Annotated in this window: 17 protein-coding genes and 1 tRNA gene; 13 read left to right on the top strand and 5 right to left on the bottom strand. The window is 60.2% G+C overall.

What is annotated here, in order from left to right:
- Window positions 1–7: 7 nt before the first annotated feature.
- On the top strand, window positions 8–511 hold the full coding sequence (locus tag ACWXTG_RS09055) for a hypothetical protein (RefSeq protein ID WP_480219655.1): 504 nt from the start codon (window positions 8–10) through the stop codon (window positions 509–511).
- On the opposite strand, the gene ACWXTG_RS09050 is transcribed toward ACWXTG_RS09055, so the two are convergent.
- From ACWXTG_RS09050 to ACWXTG_RS09030, 5 genes are read right to left on the bottom strand one after another with little or no spacing between them, the layout of a single operon-like run.
- Window positions 401–1,813 (bottom strand): ABC transporter ATP-binding protein, encoded by a 1,413-nt coding sequence (locus ACWXTG_RS09050; RefSeq protein ID WP_480219654.1) that lies wholly within the window; start codon window positions 1,811–1,813, stop codon window positions 401–403. The genes ACWXTG_RS09055 and ACWXTG_RS09050 overlap by 111 nt on opposite strands.
- Complete coding sequence (locus ACWXTG_RS09045) at window positions 1,810–2,610, bottom strand: ABC transporter permease (RefSeq protein ID WP_480219653.1); 801 nt, start codon at window positions 2,608–2,610, stop codon at window positions 1,810–1,812. The genes ACWXTG_RS09050 and ACWXTG_RS09045 overlap by 4 nt, the downstream gene beginning before the upstream one ends.
- Window positions 2,607–3,578, bottom strand: coding sequence for an ABC transporter permease (locus ACWXTG_RS09040; RefSeq protein ID WP_480219652.1), 972 nt, complete (start codon window positions 3,576–3,578; stop codon window positions 2,607–2,609). Before ACWXTG_RS09040 ends, ACWXTG_RS09045 begins: the two co-directional genes overlap by 4 nt.
- 3 nt (window positions 3,579–3,581) lie before the next feature.
- Window positions 3,582–5,144, bottom strand: coding sequence for an ABC transporter substrate-binding protein (locus ACWXTG_RS09035; protein WP_480219651.1), 1,563 nt, complete (start codon window positions 5,142–5,144; stop codon window positions 3,582–3,584).
- Between the two features lie 36 nt (window positions 5,145–5,180).
- On the bottom strand, window positions 5,181–7,565 hold the full coding sequence (locus tag ACWXTG_RS09030; RefSeq protein WP_480219650.1) for a TonB-dependent siderophore receptor: 2,385 nt from the start codon (window positions 7,563–7,565) through the stop codon (window positions 5,181–5,183).
- 42 nt (window positions 7,566–7,607) lie between these two features.
- Between ACWXTG_RS09030 and ACWXTG_RS09025 the strand changes: the two genes are divergently transcribed.
- The 12 genes from ACWXTG_RS09025 to ACWXTG_RS08970 all read left to right on the top strand — a co-directional run bounded on the left by ACWXTG_RS09025 (window position 7,608) and on the right by ACWXTG_RS08970 (window position 15,700).
- Window positions 7,608–7,856, top strand: a complete 249-nt coding sequence (locus ACWXTG_RS09025) for an FmdB family zinc ribbon protein (protein ID WP_309566075.1) — start codon at window positions 7,608–7,610, stop codon at window positions 7,854–7,856.
- Between the two features lie 27 nt (window positions 7,857–7,883).
- Complete coding sequence (locus ACWXTG_RS09020) at window positions 7,884–8,486, top strand: DUF502 domain-containing protein (protein ID WP_309566076.1); 603 nt, start codon at window positions 7,884–7,886, stop codon at window positions 8,484–8,486.
- A gap of 38 nt (window positions 8,487–8,524) precedes the next feature.
- Window positions 8,525–10,312 carry an aspartate--tRNA ligase gene (gene aspS / locus ACWXTG_RS09015; RefSeq protein WP_309566077.1) on the top strand — a complete coding sequence of 596 codons (1,788 nt, stop codon included), beginning with the start codon at window positions 8,525–8,527 and terminating at the stop codon, window positions 10,310–10,312.
- 195 nt (window positions 10,313–10,507) lie between these two features.
- Window positions 10,508–10,723 (top strand): addiction module protein, encoded by a 216-nt coding sequence (locus ACWXTG_RS09010; protein WP_309566079.1) that lies wholly within the window; start codon window positions 10,508–10,510, stop codon window positions 10,721–10,723.
- Window positions 10,724–11,029, top strand: coding sequence for a type II toxin-antitoxin system RelE/ParE family toxin (locus tag ACWXTG_RS09005; protein WP_309566081.1), 306 nt, complete (start codon window positions 10,724–10,726; stop codon window positions 11,027–11,029).
- Window positions 11,030–11,043: 14 nt separating this feature from the next.
- Window positions 11,044–11,571: an adenine phosphoribosyltransferase gene (locus tag ACWXTG_RS09000; RefSeq protein WP_309566083.1), complete on the top strand. Its 528-nt coding sequence runs from the start codon at window positions 11,044–11,046 to the stop codon at window positions 11,569–11,571.
- Complete coding sequence (gene nudB, locus ACWXTG_RS08995) at window positions 11,571–12,050, top strand: dihydroneopterin triphosphate diphosphatase (RefSeq protein ID WP_309566084.1); 480 nt, start codon at window positions 11,571–11,573, stop codon at window positions 12,048–12,050. Before ACWXTG_RS09000 ends, nudB begins: the two co-directional genes overlap by 1 nt.
- Window positions 12,051–12,102: 52 nt before the next feature.
- On the top strand, window positions 12,103–13,200 hold the full coding sequence (gene nadA, locus ACWXTG_RS08990) for a quinolinate synthase NadA (protein WP_309566085.1): 1,098 nt from the start codon (window positions 12,103–12,105) through the stop codon (window positions 13,198–13,200).
- Between the two features lie 13 nt (window positions 13,201–13,213).
- Window positions 13,214–13,969, top strand: coding sequence for an endonuclease/exonuclease/phosphatase family protein (locus ACWXTG_RS08985; RefSeq protein ID WP_309566087.1), 756 nt, complete (start codon window positions 13,214–13,216; stop codon window positions 13,967–13,969).
- Entirely contained in the window at window positions 13,969–15,120 is a 1,152-nt protein-coding gene (gene clsB, locus ACWXTG_RS08980; protein WP_309566430.1) for a cardiolipin synthase ClsB, read from the top strand. The genes ACWXTG_RS08985 and clsB overlap by 1 nt, the downstream gene beginning before the upstream one ends.
- The gene (locus tag ACWXTG_RS08975) at window positions 15,120–15,557 is read left to right on the top strand and encodes a DUF2721 domain-containing protein (protein WP_309566089.1); all 438 of its coding nucleotides are present in this window, start codon (window positions 15,120–15,122) and stop codon (window positions 15,555–15,557) included. The genes clsB and ACWXTG_RS08975 overlap by 1 nt, the downstream gene beginning before the upstream one ends.
- 67 nt (window positions 15,558–15,624) lie before the next feature.
- A tRNA-Thr gene (locus ACWXTG_RS08970) sits at window positions 15,625–15,700 on the top strand.
- Window positions 15,701–15,709 lie beyond the last annotated feature (9 nt).

Here is a 15,709-nt window from a genome sequence, read left to right as displayed (position 1 = left end):
ACGGAGGGTGAGGTTAGAGCTAGAGTATCTGGAACAGCTGCATGTCAGCCGCGCGACGTTGTCCGGCGTCATGCGGCTGCTCGAATACCGGGCGATGGTGCAGGCTGTTCTGGCCGAGATGTCCGTACGCAGGACGACCGGCATTGTGCTTGACCTGCGCGACGTGGGGTTCAGCCTGAGCTTTGCGGAAACTTCCGGCTTGCCGGACCTCAACCTGAAGCTCGGGGTGCCCCTGCATTACCGCGTGGCCCTGGTTTACCTGGATTACTCCGCCAAGGCGGCGGGCGTCCGGCTGTACGAGGTCATTGCCGGCAACCGCGGGTTCTATGCTCAGAAGCTGTTCACCCGATATGCCGCAGCCATGCAATGGCTGGCGCCGTCCCTGGAAAGGGATGTGCGTTCAGGCATGCTGGATGGCGATCTGGCGTTGCATGGTCCTGCCCGCCAGCATCCTGTCGTGGGTGACGAGGAGAATTGCCGTTTCATTGGCGGCTGCCATCTCCAGCAATAAATCCATGGTCTCCTGCTGGCTGATGGGGTCCAGGCGCGAAGTCGGTTCGTCGGCAAAGATCAGCGCGGGCGAGAGCAACAATATGCGCGCCAACGCCAGCCGCTGCAGCTCCCCACCGGAAACCTGGCTCGGCAGACGGCGCAGCAGTGCTTCATCCAGCTTGAGCCTTGCCAGTAATCGAGGAAGCGTGGCCGGGTCGAGTTTGTGCAGGCGGATGATGTCGTCAAATGCCTGCTTGAGCGTCAAGCGCGGCGCGAATGCCGAAACCGGATCCTGGTAAAGCTTTTGCAGCTTGAGTGGATTGAGCCCTGGTGCAATCGTGATGCTGCCCTGGTCCGGGGGCACCAGGCCCAGCAGCATATTGCCCAGCGTGGTCTTGCCCGCGCCGCTCGGGCCGCTGATGGCGATGCGTTCGCCCGCGTGGATTTCCAGGTCAACGCCGCTGAATAACGTATGTGCGCCGTAGCGCTTGCCCAGCCCGCGGGCTTGCAGAATGGTCTTGCCTGTTCCTTGGCCTGGGGTTGCTGGGGGCCAGTGTTCGGGGTCGGCGGCGAGCAGGGCGCGGGTGTATTCATGCTGCGGGTTTTCCAGTACCTGCTGCGCAGGGCCTTGTTCCAGCACATTGCTGTCGCGCATCACCATGATGTCGCCGCCGAGCACCTGGGCCACGTGCATGTCGTGCGTGATCGTGAGCACGCTGCCGCCGTTCTGCAATACCGATTGCAATACGGTGAGCAGGTTGTCGCGCGCATCGGCGTCCAGGCCCTTGGTGGGCTCGTCCACGATCACGACCTGCGCGCCGCCTGCGCGCGTGGCGGCGAACGCGACGCGTTGCGCCATGCCGCCGGAGAGCATGAAGGGATATTTCCCGTCCGCGGCAGCGACGCCAAGCTGGTCCAGGTCTGCGCTGGCTTGCGTTTTAGCTTGCGCCATGCCCATATGTGCGTAGCTGACATAGCGGTAAGACTCGGCCACCTGCTTGCCCGCGCGCATGTTGGGGTTGAGCGCCAGCCAAGGCTCCTGCGGCAGCATCGCCAGGGTGTGGCCCCACCACGGGCGGCGGCCTGCAGCGTCTTCCGCCCTTGAAGCCGCATTGCCCAGGCGGATTTCCCCGCTAGCCCTGAGGCCGGGAGCGAGAGAGCCCATGATGGCCTGCACCAGCAGCGATTTGCCCGAACCGCTGCCTCCGATGATGGACAAGGCAACGCCGGGTTTCAAGGTGAAGCTGCACGGCTGCACCAGCCAACTGCCTTTGCCGTCCCTGACGGCTAGGTCCTGGACTTTCAATTCCGGCGCACTCATGGCAACTCCTTGCGTCCGCCCAGCAATGCCAGCGCGAGCATGATCAGGCCCAGCGTGACGACCGGGCTCGCGATCAGCCAGGGGGCTTCTTCGTAGTAAGGGAACAGTTCTATCATCATGACGCCAAGCTCCGGCGTGGGCGGGCGCAGGCCGACGCCGACAAAGCCCAGCGCGGCGAGCGCGAGAATCGCAGTGGAAATGCCGAACAGCATCAGTGTACCGACGACGGGCGCGAGTTCAGGCAGCAAATGCCGCCGCAACAGATAGAGATTGCCGAAGCCCAGCATGCGCGCGGATTCGACCGGAGCGCTGACCAGCGTGGCCTTGATCGTGGCGCGGCTGACGCGGAAATATTCCACCCACAGCGCAAACGACAAGCCGACGTACAGCGACCAGAACTCGCCCTGGGCGAAGGCGGAAAACAGCAGCACGACCAGCAGCACCGGCAGGGTCATGACCGCATCGGCAATGCTGGTGAGCACGGCTTCGAGTGCGCCGCCGCGCCAGGCGGCAAGCAAGCCCAGGCTGATGCCGATGGCGGCGGCGGAAAGCACGGAAAGCAAGGCAAGGCTGAACGAGAGCTGCAAGGCGTGCACCAGGCGGGCCAGCATGCTGCGGCCGAGGTGGTCGGTGCCCAGCGGCTGTTCCAGGCTGGGGGAGCGCAATACCCGGTCAAGGTCCTGCGAAACCGGGTCTGTGGCCAGGGCAGGGCCGAACAGCGCGGCCAATACGATCAGCGCCAGCAGGATCGCGCCGCTGCGGCGGGCGAAGGTCAGGCTTTGCCACCAGCTAATCATGCGTCAGCCCTCCTGGTGACCAGGTAACGCTGGCGCGGGTCGGCCACCAGGCAGGCGATGTCCACCAGCGTATTGCACAGCACGAACAGCAGGCCCATGACGATGGCGGTGCCCTGGATCATGGGGATGTCGCGGCCGAATACCGCGTGGGCGAGCGCATGGCCGATGCCGGGCCAGGCGAACAGGCTCTCGATGATGATCACGCCTTCCATGAGGAACACCAGTTGCACGCCCAGGTAGGCGATCACCGGCACTGCGGCATTGCGCACGCCATGGCGCAGCAGCGCCAGCAGGTCGCTCAGGCCCTTGGTGCGCGCGAAATTGAAATAGGCCGATCTACGCACTTCCACCATCGCATCGCGCGCCACGCGCGATGAAACAGCGGCAAGCCCTAAGGCCAGCGTGAGGGCAGGCAGCAGCAGTCCGCCATGTTCATGGCTGGCGTTGGCTGCGTTGGTGATGCCGAGTTTGCTCGATAGCAACAGGATCAGCAGGATGCCGAGCAGGAATGGCGGAAACGCGCGCAGGATGATGGAGAGCGCGAGAGATACCCGGTCCAGCCAGCCGTGCGGGTTGAGTCCTGCGACCAGGCCGACAGGCAATGCAATCGCGATGGATAGAGCGAGCGCGCTGAGGGCGAGCTGCAGGGTATGGCCGAATTGCTCGCGGATTTCCTCGATGACGGGCGCGCTGGTGAGGTAGGAGTCGCCGAGGTCGAATTGCAGCAGTTGCTGCCACCAGAGCAGCAGGCCTTGCAGCAACGGCCGGTCCAGTCCCAGCTCGGCCCGTACTGCGTCGGCCGCGGCGGCGGTGACCATGTCGTAGCCGTAGCGCCCTGCGGCTATGCGAAACGCCAGGTCGCCCGAGAGGCTGTGCATGAGGAAGAAAGATACGGTGCTGACCAGCAGCGCGACGATCACGGCTTGCAGGCAGCGGCGGAACAACAGACGGCTGATGATGTTGAGCATGATTTATTGGGCTGACCAGACCATATCGCTGATGTAATAGGATTGCTCCAGGGGGTCGACCTTGACTCCCTGCAATTGCGGATGCACTGCCACAGGCAGGCGGTACCAGGTGACGGGAATCACCGGCAGTTCCTGTTGCAGCGCCAGCATGATGTCGTGGCGGTAGCGCGCCTGGGCGTCCGGTTCCGTCTCGCTGGCGATTTTCTCGAGCAGGGCGGGCACTTCGCCGTCCTGCCAATTCATGGCGCCCCAGTCCCCGCCGCCGTGCTTGAAATCCTGGTTCAAGGTGACGAACGGGTCCGGCACCAGGGCAAAGTTGCGCGGCACCAGTCCCATCTCCAGCTTGCCGGTGCGGTGCCCGAGCGGGATCTCGCTGGAATTCGTGACAATCACCTTGACCTCGATGCCGAGCTTGCGGAACTGGTCTTGCAGTGCGGTGGCGATGATGGGAAGTTCGGGCCGGTCCGGGAGCGTGGTCAGCGCTAGGGAGAAGCGCTCCCCGTTCCGTTGCAGGATGCCGTCCGTACCGGGTCGCCAGCCCTGGGCGCCCAGCAGTTTTTTTGCCTGCGCCAGGTCGGTATGCAGCCGGGGGAAGTCCGGCCCGGCCTGGTGCCATTGTGTGATGCTGGGCGGCAGGAGCTGGTCCGCCGCGAGTTCGGGCGTGCGCAGGATACCCTTGGCAATGCCTGCGCGGTTGATGGCCAGGCTCAAGGCCTGGCGTGTTTCCACATTGTTGAGGAAGCGGTGGCCGCTATTGAGCTTGAGCGTGACGGTGCGGGCGAGGTCGGCCTCTTTCATCACCACCTTGGGATTGTGGCGCAAGCGTTGTGTACTGGCCGGGTCGAAGCCGAACACCAGGTCTGCCTGGTGAGATTCCGCAATCAGGGCGCGCGTTTCGGGGCGGCTGACCGACAGGTAATGGATGTGCCGGATGGCGGGCTGCCTGCCTCGCCAGTGGGGCGACAATGCAAGCTCGAACTGCTGCGGCAGGGTCTGCCGCACGAGCTGGTAAGGGCCGCTGCCTAGCATGCGGCGCACCTGGCCTTTTTCGTTATAGGCGGCGGGGGCGAGGATGATGGCGCTGCTGTGCGCGAGCAGCATGGGCAGCATGGCATAGGGCTTGGAAAGCGCGATCTTGATTTCCCCTGGCATAGCTGCGCTGATGCTGGCGATGGGCGCCATGGCGAGCACACCGGGCTGGCTGAGCGCGCGTTGCAGGTTCATGGCGACGCTCTCGGCCGTGACCGGGCTACCGTCGTGAAAACGCGCTTCGGGCCGCAGGAGGAAGCGCCACTGCAACCCGTCGGGCGACATCTCCCAGCGCTCTGCGAGCCCGGGCGCAGCCTTGCCTTCAAGGTCGGTGCCCACCAAGGCTTCCGCTACCTGCATGCGCAGGAAAAGATAGCCCGAGCGCGACGGCTCAAGCGTGCTGACCTCCCAGGGGCCGACAATGCTCAGGCTGCGCTTTGCCGCATTGTCGGCGGCCGTCAAGGCGGGGGCGACTAGCAATGACAGGCTCAGCATCGCCGTCGACAGCAAGCGCCTGCGTATGGAATATAAAAACATCGTTTGCTTTTTATTTAAAACTTGGCTTGCTCCGCCCTAGAATCTGGCTTGCAACCCTAGGGTCATCATGCGCGGCGTACCCGGCATCACCCAGTTGCTGTTGTAGGAGCTGGAGTAATATTCGCGGTCGAACAAGTTGGTGATGTCGAAAGAGAGTCGCAGTTTTTCATTGAATTGCCAATACGTCATTAAACGTACCGTGACGTAGGACGGCAGTTCGAAAATATCTTCCGGGCTGTCGGCGCGCTTGCCGACATAGCTGAATCCGCCGCCCAAGCCCAATTTTCCGCCATTCGCCAATGTGCGCTCGTGCATGAGCAAGGCATTGGCGGAATGCTTGGGGATATTGGAAAGGCGCGAACCGGATGCAATAGAAGTGGTTGCGCTTAACGGGACATCTTTGCCAAGATAGGCATCCGTGTACGCATAACTTGCAATGGCACGAATATGTTGAGTGAGTTGCCCACTCAGGTCAAATTCTAAGCCCCTGCTGCGTACTTCGCCTGCTGCGATCTGGGCGTTAACGCCTGATGGGTTGCTGGGGTCAAATGTCAGTACATTTTGTTTGGTAATGTCAAACAGAGAAATGCCGCTACCTATGCGTTGATCGGCTGATTGATATTTCAGGCCGACTTCAAAGGCACGGCTGCGTTCTGGGTCAAATGCGTTGTTTGCAGCATCTACCCCGGAATTTGGTCTGAATGAGCGACTGAATGAGGTGTATAGCGATACTTCCGGATTAACGACATATGTCAGGCCAACGCGTGGTGAGCTGACAAAGTGATCTTGCTTGGTTTGTGTATTGCCAATAAGTGTATCGACTTGCTGGCGAAATGAGTCAAAACGCACCCCACCCATGAGTTTCCATTTGTCTGTCAGGCTAATCTGATCTTGCATAAACAATGCAATGTCTGTCTGTTGCTCTTTGAAGTCTGATAGTCGAGTCATTGGCCCTAGTGGAGTTGCGCCATATATTGGATTGTAAATATTGATGAAATTGGCGCTTCTACCCCATTGCGTTTGTTGTTGATTAAAGCGATATGCCTCTACTCCCACCAGAAAATCATGACTAAATCTGCCGGTGTTGAATTTGCCGTTAAGGTCCGCCTGCAGCATCAGGTCATCGGAATCAAATTCACGACCACGTAGTCGGCGTTCAATGTCGCCATTGGGTGAGACTCTGCTAAGTGGGGATAGCTGTTCTACAGCATCCCCTGATGTTTGATTGTCTTTGTATGTCACCCCAATCCGGCTACGCCATTGTGCGGAAAATTCATGCTCCAGCGATAGCTGGTGGGTGTAGGCCTCCATCGTGGTGTCGCCTGTGCCAGGTTCGCCCAGGAAGCGGTTATGCTTGACATTGTGCAGGCGGTTTCCGTTGCGGTCGCGCAGGGCGATGCCGCGGTCGAAAGGCGTGCGGTGCTTGAGGTATTCAAGTTCGTAGTTGATGGTGGTCGCAGGGCCGACCAGCCAGGTGAGGGACGGCGCGACCAGCAAGCGCTCGCTGTCAATGTAGTCCCTGAAACTGCCTTTATCCTCTGCCGCCACGATCATACGGTAGGCCAGGTTCTCGGTAACCGGGCCGGTGGAGTCGATCGAGGTGCGGTAAGTGTCGTAGCTGCCTGCGTAGACCTCTGCTGAATTGCTGGATTTGAACTGAGGCTTCTTGGTGACCACGTTGAGCGTGCCGCCTGGTTCGCTGTTACCGTAAAGCGCGGCGGCCGGCCCCTTGAGGAACTCTACGCGCTCGGTATTGGCGGTATCGCGCGGCGGGTTGAAGCCGCGGTTGCCGGCGAAGCCGTTGCGCAGCATGGCGGGACCGTTGTTTTCATGTCCGGCGAAACCGCGGATGGCGAAGTTGTCCCATAGCCCGCCAAAATTGTTCTGGCGGCTGACGCCGCTCACGAGGTCGAAGGTATCGTCCAACCGTGTAGCGTGCATGTCGTCGAGTACTTGGCGCGAGATGATCTTCACGGATTGCGAGGTTTCCTGCAGCGGCGTATCGGTACGCGTGGAGCCGCCGGCATCTTTCTGGTAATACTCGTTGGCCTTGTTCCTGGTGCTGGCCGCCTTGACCGTGATTTCCTCCAGCTGGGCGGGTTCCTCCGCGGTTTCGGCATGGCTGTTGCAGGCAATGGCAAGCAAGGCAGGCAGCAGGCGCCTGGCATGGATTTGATTTGTCATGGTCTTAAGAGTATGGATTTGCAGGATTGCAATCTGTGAGGAAAGCACAATGTGCGCCATTATAATTGGGTGCAACATGGTTGCGCAACGATGTTGCAATATTGTGAAGATGTCGTGAATGAAAGAGGCTGACCAAGTGACTAAAGCGCAGGCTGCCAGCTGGATTTTCCCGACAATACATCTGGCCCTCAGCGAATGCCTTGAAACTACGATGCAAAGCTCCCATATCTTAGCCAACTCGCATTCGGGTATAATTTCATTTTTACGGGGATTGTTGCGATGCCTATTTACGATTATCAATGCACCAGTTGCGGCCACAAGGCCGAACTCATGCGCAAGGTCAGCGAGGCCGGCACCACGGCATGTCCGGCATGCGCAAAGGAAACCTTCGAAAAACAGGTATCCGCGCCGAGTTTCCAGCTGAGCGGCACGGGATGGTATGCGACCGACTTCAAGGGAAGCAGCCCTGCGAAAAAATCCGACGAGCCAGCGCCCGCCGCCTGTGGCGCAGGCTGTGCCTGCCATTGACGCGTTTGCGTTTACATTAGAGCTGCCATGAAAAGTTATTTTATTACCGGCCTGCTAGTGCTGGTGCCGCTGTGCATTACCATCTGGGTACTGAGCACCTTGATCGGCCTGATGGACCAGAGCCTGCTGCTGTTGCCGGAGTCCTGGCGTCCCGAGGCGCAATTCGGCCGGGCCATCCCCGGCATCGGCGCCATTCTGACCCTGCTGATCGTGTTCGTCACCGGCCTGATCGCCACCAATTTCTTCGGCCGCCGCATCATCCAGTTCTGGGAAGCCTTGCTGGCCCGCGTGCCGGTGGTCAAGTCCATCTACTACAGCGTCAAGCAGGTATCCGACACCCTGTTTTCCGATTCGGGCCAGGCGTTCCGCAAGGCATTGCTGGTGCAATACCCGCGCCAGGGAAGTTGGACCATCGGCTTCCTTACGGGGCAGCCTGGCGGCGACGTGGCGAACTACCTGCAAGGCGAGTATGTGAGCGTTTACGTGCCGACGACGCCCAACCCGACTTCCGGCTTTTTCCTCATGATGCCCAGGGCGGACGTGGTAGAGCTCGACATGAGCGTGGACGAAGCGCTGAAATACATCATTTCCATGGGGGTGGTGGCGCCAGCCGGCAAAGCCAAGCCTTGACTTTCAACCTTTAAGTTATAGCCTACAAGAAAACCGTTATGCGTACTCATTACTGCGGTCACCTGAACCGTGAACACATTGGCCAGACCGTCACCCTCTGTGGCTGGGCACACCGCCGCCGCGACCATGGCGGCGTGATCTTCATCGATTTGCGCGACCGCGAAGGCATGGCGCAAATCGTCATTGATCCGGATACGCCGGAGGCTTTCAAGCTGGCCGAGAGCGTGCGTAACGAGTTCGTGCTCAAGGTGGTGTGCAAGGTGCGCGCCCGTCCCGAAGGCACCGTCAACCTCAATATCCCGACCGGCGAAGTCGAGATGTTGGCGAGCGAGATCGAGATTCTCAATCCGTCGCTCACGCCGCCGTTCATGCTCGACGACGACAACCTGTCCGAGATGGTGCGTCTGGAGCACCGTTACATCGACCTGCGCCGTCCTGCGATGCAGAAGAACCTCATGTTGCGCTACCGCGTCGCCAAGGTATTGCGCGACCAGCTCGACAGCCAGGGTTTCATCGAGGTCGAGACGCCGATGCTGACCCGTTCCACACCGGAAGGCGCGCGCGACTACCTCGTGCCTTCGCGCGTGCACCACGGCCAGTTCTTCGCCTTGCCGCAATCGCCGCAATTGTTCAAGCAATTGCTCATGGTGTCCGGCTTCGACCGCTACTTCCAGATCACCAAGTGCTTCCGCGACGAAGACCTGCGCGCCGACCGCCAGCCGGAATTCACCCAGGTGGATATCGAGACTTCCTTCCTCAATGAAGAAGAGATCATGTCCATCGTCGAAGGCATGATCCGCACCATGTTCAAACAGGTGCAGGATATCGACCTGCCCAACCCGTTCCCGCGCATGCCGTTCTCCGAGGCGATGAACCGCTACGGCTCCGACAAGCCGGACATGCGCGTGACGCTGGAAATCACCGAGCTGACCGACGTCATGAAGGACGTCGACTTCAAGGTGTTCGCCGGCGCGGCCAATTCCGCAGGCGGCCGCGTGGCGGCCATCCGCGTGCCTAACGGCGCCGCATTGTCCCGCAGCGAGATCGACGCCTATACCGAATTCGTCAAAATCTACGGCGCCAAGGGCCTGGCCTACATCAAGATCAACGATGCGAGCAAGCTGAACGAGGAAGGCCTGCAAAGCCCCATCGTCAAGAACATCCATGAAACCGCGCTCAAGGCCATCATCGAGCGCACCGGCGCGCAAAGCGGCGACATCGTCTTCTTCGGCGCAGACAAGGCCAAGGTAGTGAACGAGGCATTGGGCGCGTTGCGTACCAAGGTCGGCCACGAGAAGGGCCAAGTCGACGGCCGCGCCTGGGCACCGTTGTGGGTGGTGGATTTCCCCATGTTCGAGCACGACGAGGAAAACGACCGCTGGGTCGCGTTGCACCATCCGTTCACCAGCCCCAAGGACGGCCACGAGGACCTGCTGACCAGCAACCCCGGCGCGGCCTTGTCCAAGGCTTACGACATGGTGCTGAACGGCTGGGAAGTCGGCGGCGGCTCCGTACGTATCCACAAGCAGGAAGTGCAGTCCAAGGTGTTCGACGCGCTCAAGATCAGTAAGGAGGAGGCGCAGGAGAAATTCGGCTTCCTGCTCGACGCATTGCAGTACGGCGCGCCTCCGCACGGCGGCCTCGCCTTCGGCCTCGACCGCCTGGTGACCTTGATGGCGGGCGCGGAATCCATCCGCGACGTAATTGCCTTCCCGAAAACACAACGCGCGCAGTGCCTGATGACCAAGGCGCCGAACGAGGTGGATGAGAAACAACTACGCGAGCTGCATATTCGCGTCAGGCAGCAAAACATCACGGCTGGTTGAGTGAGGAATGATGCTAATAGTTGCTGCATGCAGTAAAGATGAGTTGTAATACTGCACGCTGAACCGTTGGCACAATCTGTTGTATTGACCGGTGCGGAATTGGTCGGTTACCTTGCTGATTGACCGTCTTTCCACAGAGGTTTGTAGGGTGGGTAACTATTATCCACGCGGCAATTAAGTAAAGGAGCACTCTGTATGAGCACTGCGACTAAAGCCATTGTTGAGCAAGCGGCCCAGCTCTCCGTCAATGAAAAAATCGAGTTGATTGATGCTTTGCTGGCGACAGTAGATAAGCCTGATGCTGAAATTGATGCCTTGTGGGCATCAGAAGCAGAAAATCGTTTGGCTGCATATCAAAACGGTGAATTGCAAGCGTTGGATTTGCACCAGGTATTGGCCAAATATCGTTAAATGCAGATCAGGTTTTTACAGCCTGCTCGGTATGAGTTGGATGAGGCTATCGCTTATTACAACGCCCAAGCGCCCAATTTGGGGCAAGGTTTTTTGGTGGAAGTGTTGGCAGGTTTGAATCGAGTTTGCCAGTATCCTGAGGCTTGGCATGCTATATCTGATAAAACAAGACGATGCCAATTAAGGCGTTTTCCTTATGGTGTCATCTATACAAGAATCGACGATGTAATTTTGGTTGTTGCAATAGGGCATTTACATAGAAAGCCGGAATATTGGCAAACCTTGAAAACAAGGTTCGAGAAGTAACCTGGAAGAGATTAATGACCATCAAGTCGCTCATCCGCACCATCCCCGACTATCCCAAGCCCGGCGTCCAGTTCCGCGACATCACCACGCTGCTCAAGGATGCCGACGGCTTGCGGCAGGTGGTCGATGCATTGGTGGCTCGCTATGCGGGCGCCAAGATCGATAAGGTAGTGGGCATAGAGTCGCGCGGTTTCATTGTCGGCGCTGCGGTGGCATACGAGCTCGGCGTCGGCTTCGTGCCGATGCGCAAGAAGGGCAAGCTGCCCGGGGACGTGCTGGGACATGACTATGCATTGGAGTATGGCACCGACCGGGTGGAAATCCACAGCGATGCCATCGAGCCGAATGAAAACGTATTGTTGCTGGACGACCTGATTGCCACGGGAGGCACTGCGGATGCGGCAGCCGTGTTGATAGAAAAGCTTGGTGGCAATGTGCTGGAATGTGCATTCATCATCAGCTTGCCTGACCTGGGCGGCGAGGGGAAATTGCGCGCATTGGGTTACAAGACGTTCAGCTTGTGCGAGTTCGAGGGCGGTTAGTGAATAGCCAGCCACCGGTATACAAGACGCCGGTTTCAGCCTTGGTGCTGGTGCATACCCGGGATTTGCAGGTGCTCATCATGGAGCGTGCGGACAAGGCCGGTTTCTGGCAGTCCGTGACCGGCAGCCTGGAAAGATTGCCGAACGGCGAGCTGGAGCGGCCGATTGATGCGGCAGTCCGCGAGGTGAGGGAAGAGACCGGCCTCGATGCGGCGGATTACAAATTGCTGGATTGGCACTGCTCGCACGTATACGAAATCTATCCGCACTGGCGCTTTCGCTATGCGCCCGGCGTGACGGAAAATACCGAACATATATTCGGCTTGGAATTACCTGAGCCTGTCGCTGTCCAACTCGCTCCCCGCGAGCATGTGGCTTACGAGTGGGTGGACTGGCGCGAGGCGGCAAAACGTGTATTCTCATGGACAAATGTCGAGGCCCTGCGCAAGCTGGGTGAACGTAACAACTTAACATTGTGAAATAGCAGCCATGCAAGCAACTGTAGAGACAACAGAAAGACCAGCAAAGACGATGATCGCCGAGCCGATCAAGTTTGAGCGTTTCCAGGCGACGCAGGAGGCCGAGCTGCAGGCGCGCATCATTGCCGCCAAGAAAAAGCTCGGCAACCGGCTGGTGATCCTCGGGCACCACTACCAGCAGGAAAGCGTCTACCGCCATGCCGATTACACCGGCGACTCGCTCAAGCTCTCGCGCTTCGCGGGTGAGACAGACGCCGAGTACATCGTGTTTCTCGGCGTGCACTTCATGGCCGAGGTGGCGGACATCCTGTCGCGCCCCGAGCAGATTTCCATCCTGCCCGACCTTTCCGCCGGCTGCTCCATGGCGGACATGGCCAACCTGGCCAAGGTCGAGCGCTCGCGCCGCGAGCTGTCCAAGGTGCTGGATTTCGACGCCACCATCACGCCGATCACCTATATCAATTCCGCGGCCGACCTCAAGGCGTTCTGCGGCGAGCACGGCGGCATCGTCTGCACCTCGACCAACGCCACCAAGATCATCGAATGGGGCTTCAGGCAGCGCGAGAAAGTATTGTTCTTCCCCGACCAAAACCTGGGCCGCTGGTCCGGCTACAAGATGGGCATCCCGCTGGAGCAGATGCCGGTGTGGGACCCCGACCTGCCCATGGGCGGCCTGACGGAAGAGCAGATCAAGAATGCCAAGATCCTGCTGTGGAAGGGCCATTGCGCCGTGCACCAAATGTTCCGCGAGCAGAACATCACGCGCTTTCGCGCCGAGCATCCCGACGGCATCGTGATCTCGCACCCGGAATCGCCGTTCGAGGTGTGCCTCAATTCCGATTACGTCGGCTCCACCGAGTACATCCTGAAAACCGTCAGCGACGCGCCTGCCGGCACGCGCTGGCTGGTGGGCACCGAGCTCAACCTGGTGAACCGCCTGGCCGAGCAGATGAAGCCGCAGGGCAAGATCGTGCAGTTCATGTCGCACGTGATCTGCGAGTGCTCCACCATGGCGCGCATCGACCCGCAGCACCTGGCGTGGACGCTGGAAAACCTCGCGGAAGGCAACGTGGTCAACCGCATCAAGGTGCCGGAGCACGAGGCCGAGCTGGCCCGCCTGACCTTGCAACGCATGCTGGACGCATCCTGATGAAAGGTTGAGGTTGCAGAGCATCATCCGGATTGCCACCTTCAACATCCACAAGGGCGTGACCAGTTTCAACGCCCGTTTTGCGCTGCACGAGCAACGCGAACTGATCCGCAAGCTGCAGGCGGACATCGTCTTCCTGCAGGAAGTGCGCGACCAGCATATCAAGCACAGCCGCCGCTTCAGCGCCTGGCCGCTGGACGGGCAGGTGGAGTTTTTGGCCGATGCGGTCTGGAGCGACTACGCCTACGGCAAGAACTCGGTCTATCCCGCCGGGCATCACGGCAACGCCCTGCTGTCGAAATACCCCATCGTCAAGTACGAGAACACCGATATCTCCGCGCACCACAGCGAGCAGCGCGGCTTGCTGCATTGCGAGATCGCGGTGCCGGGCTGGCATCAGCCGCTGCACTGCATCTGCGTGCACCTGGGCCTGTTCGCGGGTTGGCGCCGCAAGCAGATTGGCATCCTGCGCGACCGCATTGCCGAAATGGTGCCGGAGGACGCGCCACTGGTGATCGCCGGCGATTTCAACGACTGGAGCATGAGCGCGGGCCGCGAGCTGGTGCACGGCCTGCACCTGCATGAAGTGTTCGAGCATCACGGCGGCGGCAAGCCTGCGCGCAGCTTCCCGTCCTTCCTGCCCTTGTTCAGGCTGGACCGCATCTATGTGCGCGGCTTCCATGTGCGGCACGTCGAGGTTCATGCCGGGCCGCAGTTCGTGAAGGTGTCCGACCATGCGGCGCTGACGGCCGTGCTGTCGAGGATATGATGCGCTGGGAGTCCGGCAACCGCATCGCCTTGCTCAGGAACGGCACCGAGTTCTTCCCCGCACTGGCGGCTTCCATCGAGGCCGCGCAGCGTGAAATCTATATCCAGACCTATATCTACGAGCTGGACGCCACCGGCGCCATGATCGGTGAAAAGCTCAAGGCGGCCGCTGCGCGCGGCGTGGCCGTCAACCTCCTGCTTGACGGCTTCGGCTGCCGCAAGCTGCCGCCGGAATATGTGCTGGAGATGGAAGCCTTCGGCATCAAGGTCATGTTCTACCGCCCGAAGATTTCGGCCTGGTCGTTCAAGCGTAGCCGCTTGCGGCGCCTGCACCGCAAGGTGTCGGTGTTCGACGGCCAGCACGCCTACGTCGGCGGCATCAATATCATCGACGACATGAACGTGCCGAGCAATCTCGACGCGCCCCGCGTCGATTACGCCGTCCGCGTCGAGGGGCCATTGGTGCTGGGCATCCATGCCAGCGTGCGCAAGCTCTGGCGGCGCCTGGCCTGGATGCACTTGCGGGAAGTCGCGGCCTATCCCAGCCTGCCGGCGCCGGCGTTCATCACCAACGGCATGCGCGCGGCTTTCGTCGTGCGCGATAACGTGCTGCACCGCCGCGATATCGAGCGGGCCTATCTCAAGGCCATCGGCAAGGCGCGGGTGGACGTCATCATCGCCAGTGCCTATTTCGTCCCGGGCAAGAAATTCCGCCAGGCGCTGATCGAGGCCGCCAGGCGCGGCGTGCGCGTGCGCCTGCTGTTGCAGGGGCGCATGGAATACTGGCTCATGTTCGCCACGCACGAGGTCTACGGCCTGCTGCTGCGCCATGGCATCGAGATCTACGAATACCGCGCGAGCTTCATGCACAGCAAAGTGGCAGTGATTGACAGCCGCTGGGCTACCGTGGGCTCATCCAATCTTGACCCGTTCAGCCTGATGCTTGCACGCGAGGCCAATATCATGGTGCAGGATAAAAGCTTCAATGCCGAACTCAAGGCCGACCTGGAAAAGGCGATTGCGGAAAAGTCCGTCAAGGTACGGCCTGAAGACTGGTCGCGACGCCACGTGTTCAAGCGCATGTTCTCATGGGGGGTGTATATCGTCGTGCGGCTCATGATCGGTTTGGTTGGCCCGAAGGAGAAACATTGATGTTGCCGGTGCCTGACGTACTGAACGTCGCCAGCGTCGCCAACGTGATCCAGCTGGCGGTGGCGCCCGCTTTCCTGCTCACCGGGAGCGGCGCCATGCTTGGCGTGATGGCGGGGCGCCTGGCCCGCGTCGTCGACCGCTTCCGTGAGTTGCACGAATCCGGCGGCTGGAGCCATGAGCAGAAATCGGTGGAAATGAACATGCTGCTCAAGCGCTCGCGCTGGATACATCGCGCCATTATCCTGACCTCGCTGGCGGCATTGCTCGTCTGCGTGGTGATCGCCACCTTGTTCGCCGCGGTGGAAGTGGGCTGGAACCCGTCGCGCATCGTTTCCCTGCTGTTCATCTGCGCCATGGGCTCGTTGGTGGCGGGGCTGCTCTGCTTCTTGCGCGAGATCGCGCTTTCCACCGATATCATAGAAGAGTTCCGCGGCTAGGTCATTGCGCGGATTTTGCGCGGCGGTTTTTAACTACTCGCCAGTTTGCGATAAAATGCGCAATGGCGCCGGTGTAGCTCAGTCGGTAGAGCAGCTCATTCGTAATGAGAAGGTCGGGGGTTCGATTCCTCTCACCGGCACCACATCCTCAT

Source organism: Methylobacillus sp. DLP286, from assembly GCF_056636515.1.
The sequence above is the reverse complement of the archived record's forward strand: the minus strand, read 5'-3'. Positions and strand labels throughout refer to the sequence as shown.

Excerpts from the sequence above, each read along its gene's own strand:
- ACWXTG_RS09050 (WP_480219654.1), bottom strand. The coding sequence starts at position 1,813 with ATGAGTGCGCCGGAATTGAAAGTCCAGGACCTAGCCGTCAGGGACGGC.
- ACWXTG_RS09045 (WP_480219653.1), bottom strand. The coding sequence starts at position 2,610 with ATGATTAGCTGGTGGCAAAGCCTGACCTTCGCCCGCCGCAGCGGCGCG.
- ACWXTG_RS09040 (WP_480219652.1), bottom strand. The coding sequence starts at position 3,578 with ATGCTCAACATCATCAGCCGTCTGTTGTTCCGCCGCTGCCTGCAAGCC.
- ACWXTG_RS09035 (WP_480219651.1), bottom strand. The coding sequence starts at position 5,144 with ATGTTTTTATATTCCATACGCAGGCGCTTGCTGTCGACGGCGATGCTG.
- ACWXTG_RS09025 (WP_309566075.1), top strand. The coding sequence starts at position 7,608 with ATGCCTATTTACGATTATCAATGCACCAGTTGCGGCCACAAGGCCGAA.
- ACWXTG_RS09020 (WP_309566076.1), top strand. The coding sequence starts at position 7,884 with ATGAAAAGTTATTTTATTACCGGCCTGCTAGTGCTGGTGCCGCTGTGC.
- aspS (WP_309566077.1), top strand. The coding sequence starts at position 8,525 with ATGCGTACTCATTACTGCGGTCACCTGAACCGTGAACACATTGGCCAG.
- ACWXTG_RS09010 (WP_309566079.1), top strand. The coding sequence starts at position 10,508 with ATGAGCACTGCGACTAAAGCCATTGTTGAGCAAGCGGCCCAGCTCTCC.
- ACWXTG_RS09005 (WP_309566081.1), top strand. The coding sequence starts at position 10,724 with ATGCAGATCAGGTTTTTACAGCCTGCTCGGTATGAGTTGGATGAGGCT.
- ACWXTG_RS09000 (WP_309566083.1), top strand. The coding sequence starts at position 11,044 with ATGACCATCAAGTCGCTCATCCGCACCATCCCCGACTATCCCAAGCCC.
- nadA (WP_309566085.1), top strand. The coding sequence starts at position 12,103 with ATGATCGCCGAGCCGATCAAGTTTGAGCGTTTCCAGGCGACGCAGGAG.
- clsB (WP_309566430.1), top strand. The coding sequence starts at position 13,969 with ATGCGCTGGGAGTCCGGCAACCGCATCGCCTTGCTCAGGAACGGCACC.
- ACWXTG_RS08975 (WP_309566089.1), top strand. The coding sequence starts at position 15,120 with ATGTTGCCGGTGCCTGACGTACTGAACGTCGCCAGCGTCGCCAACGTG.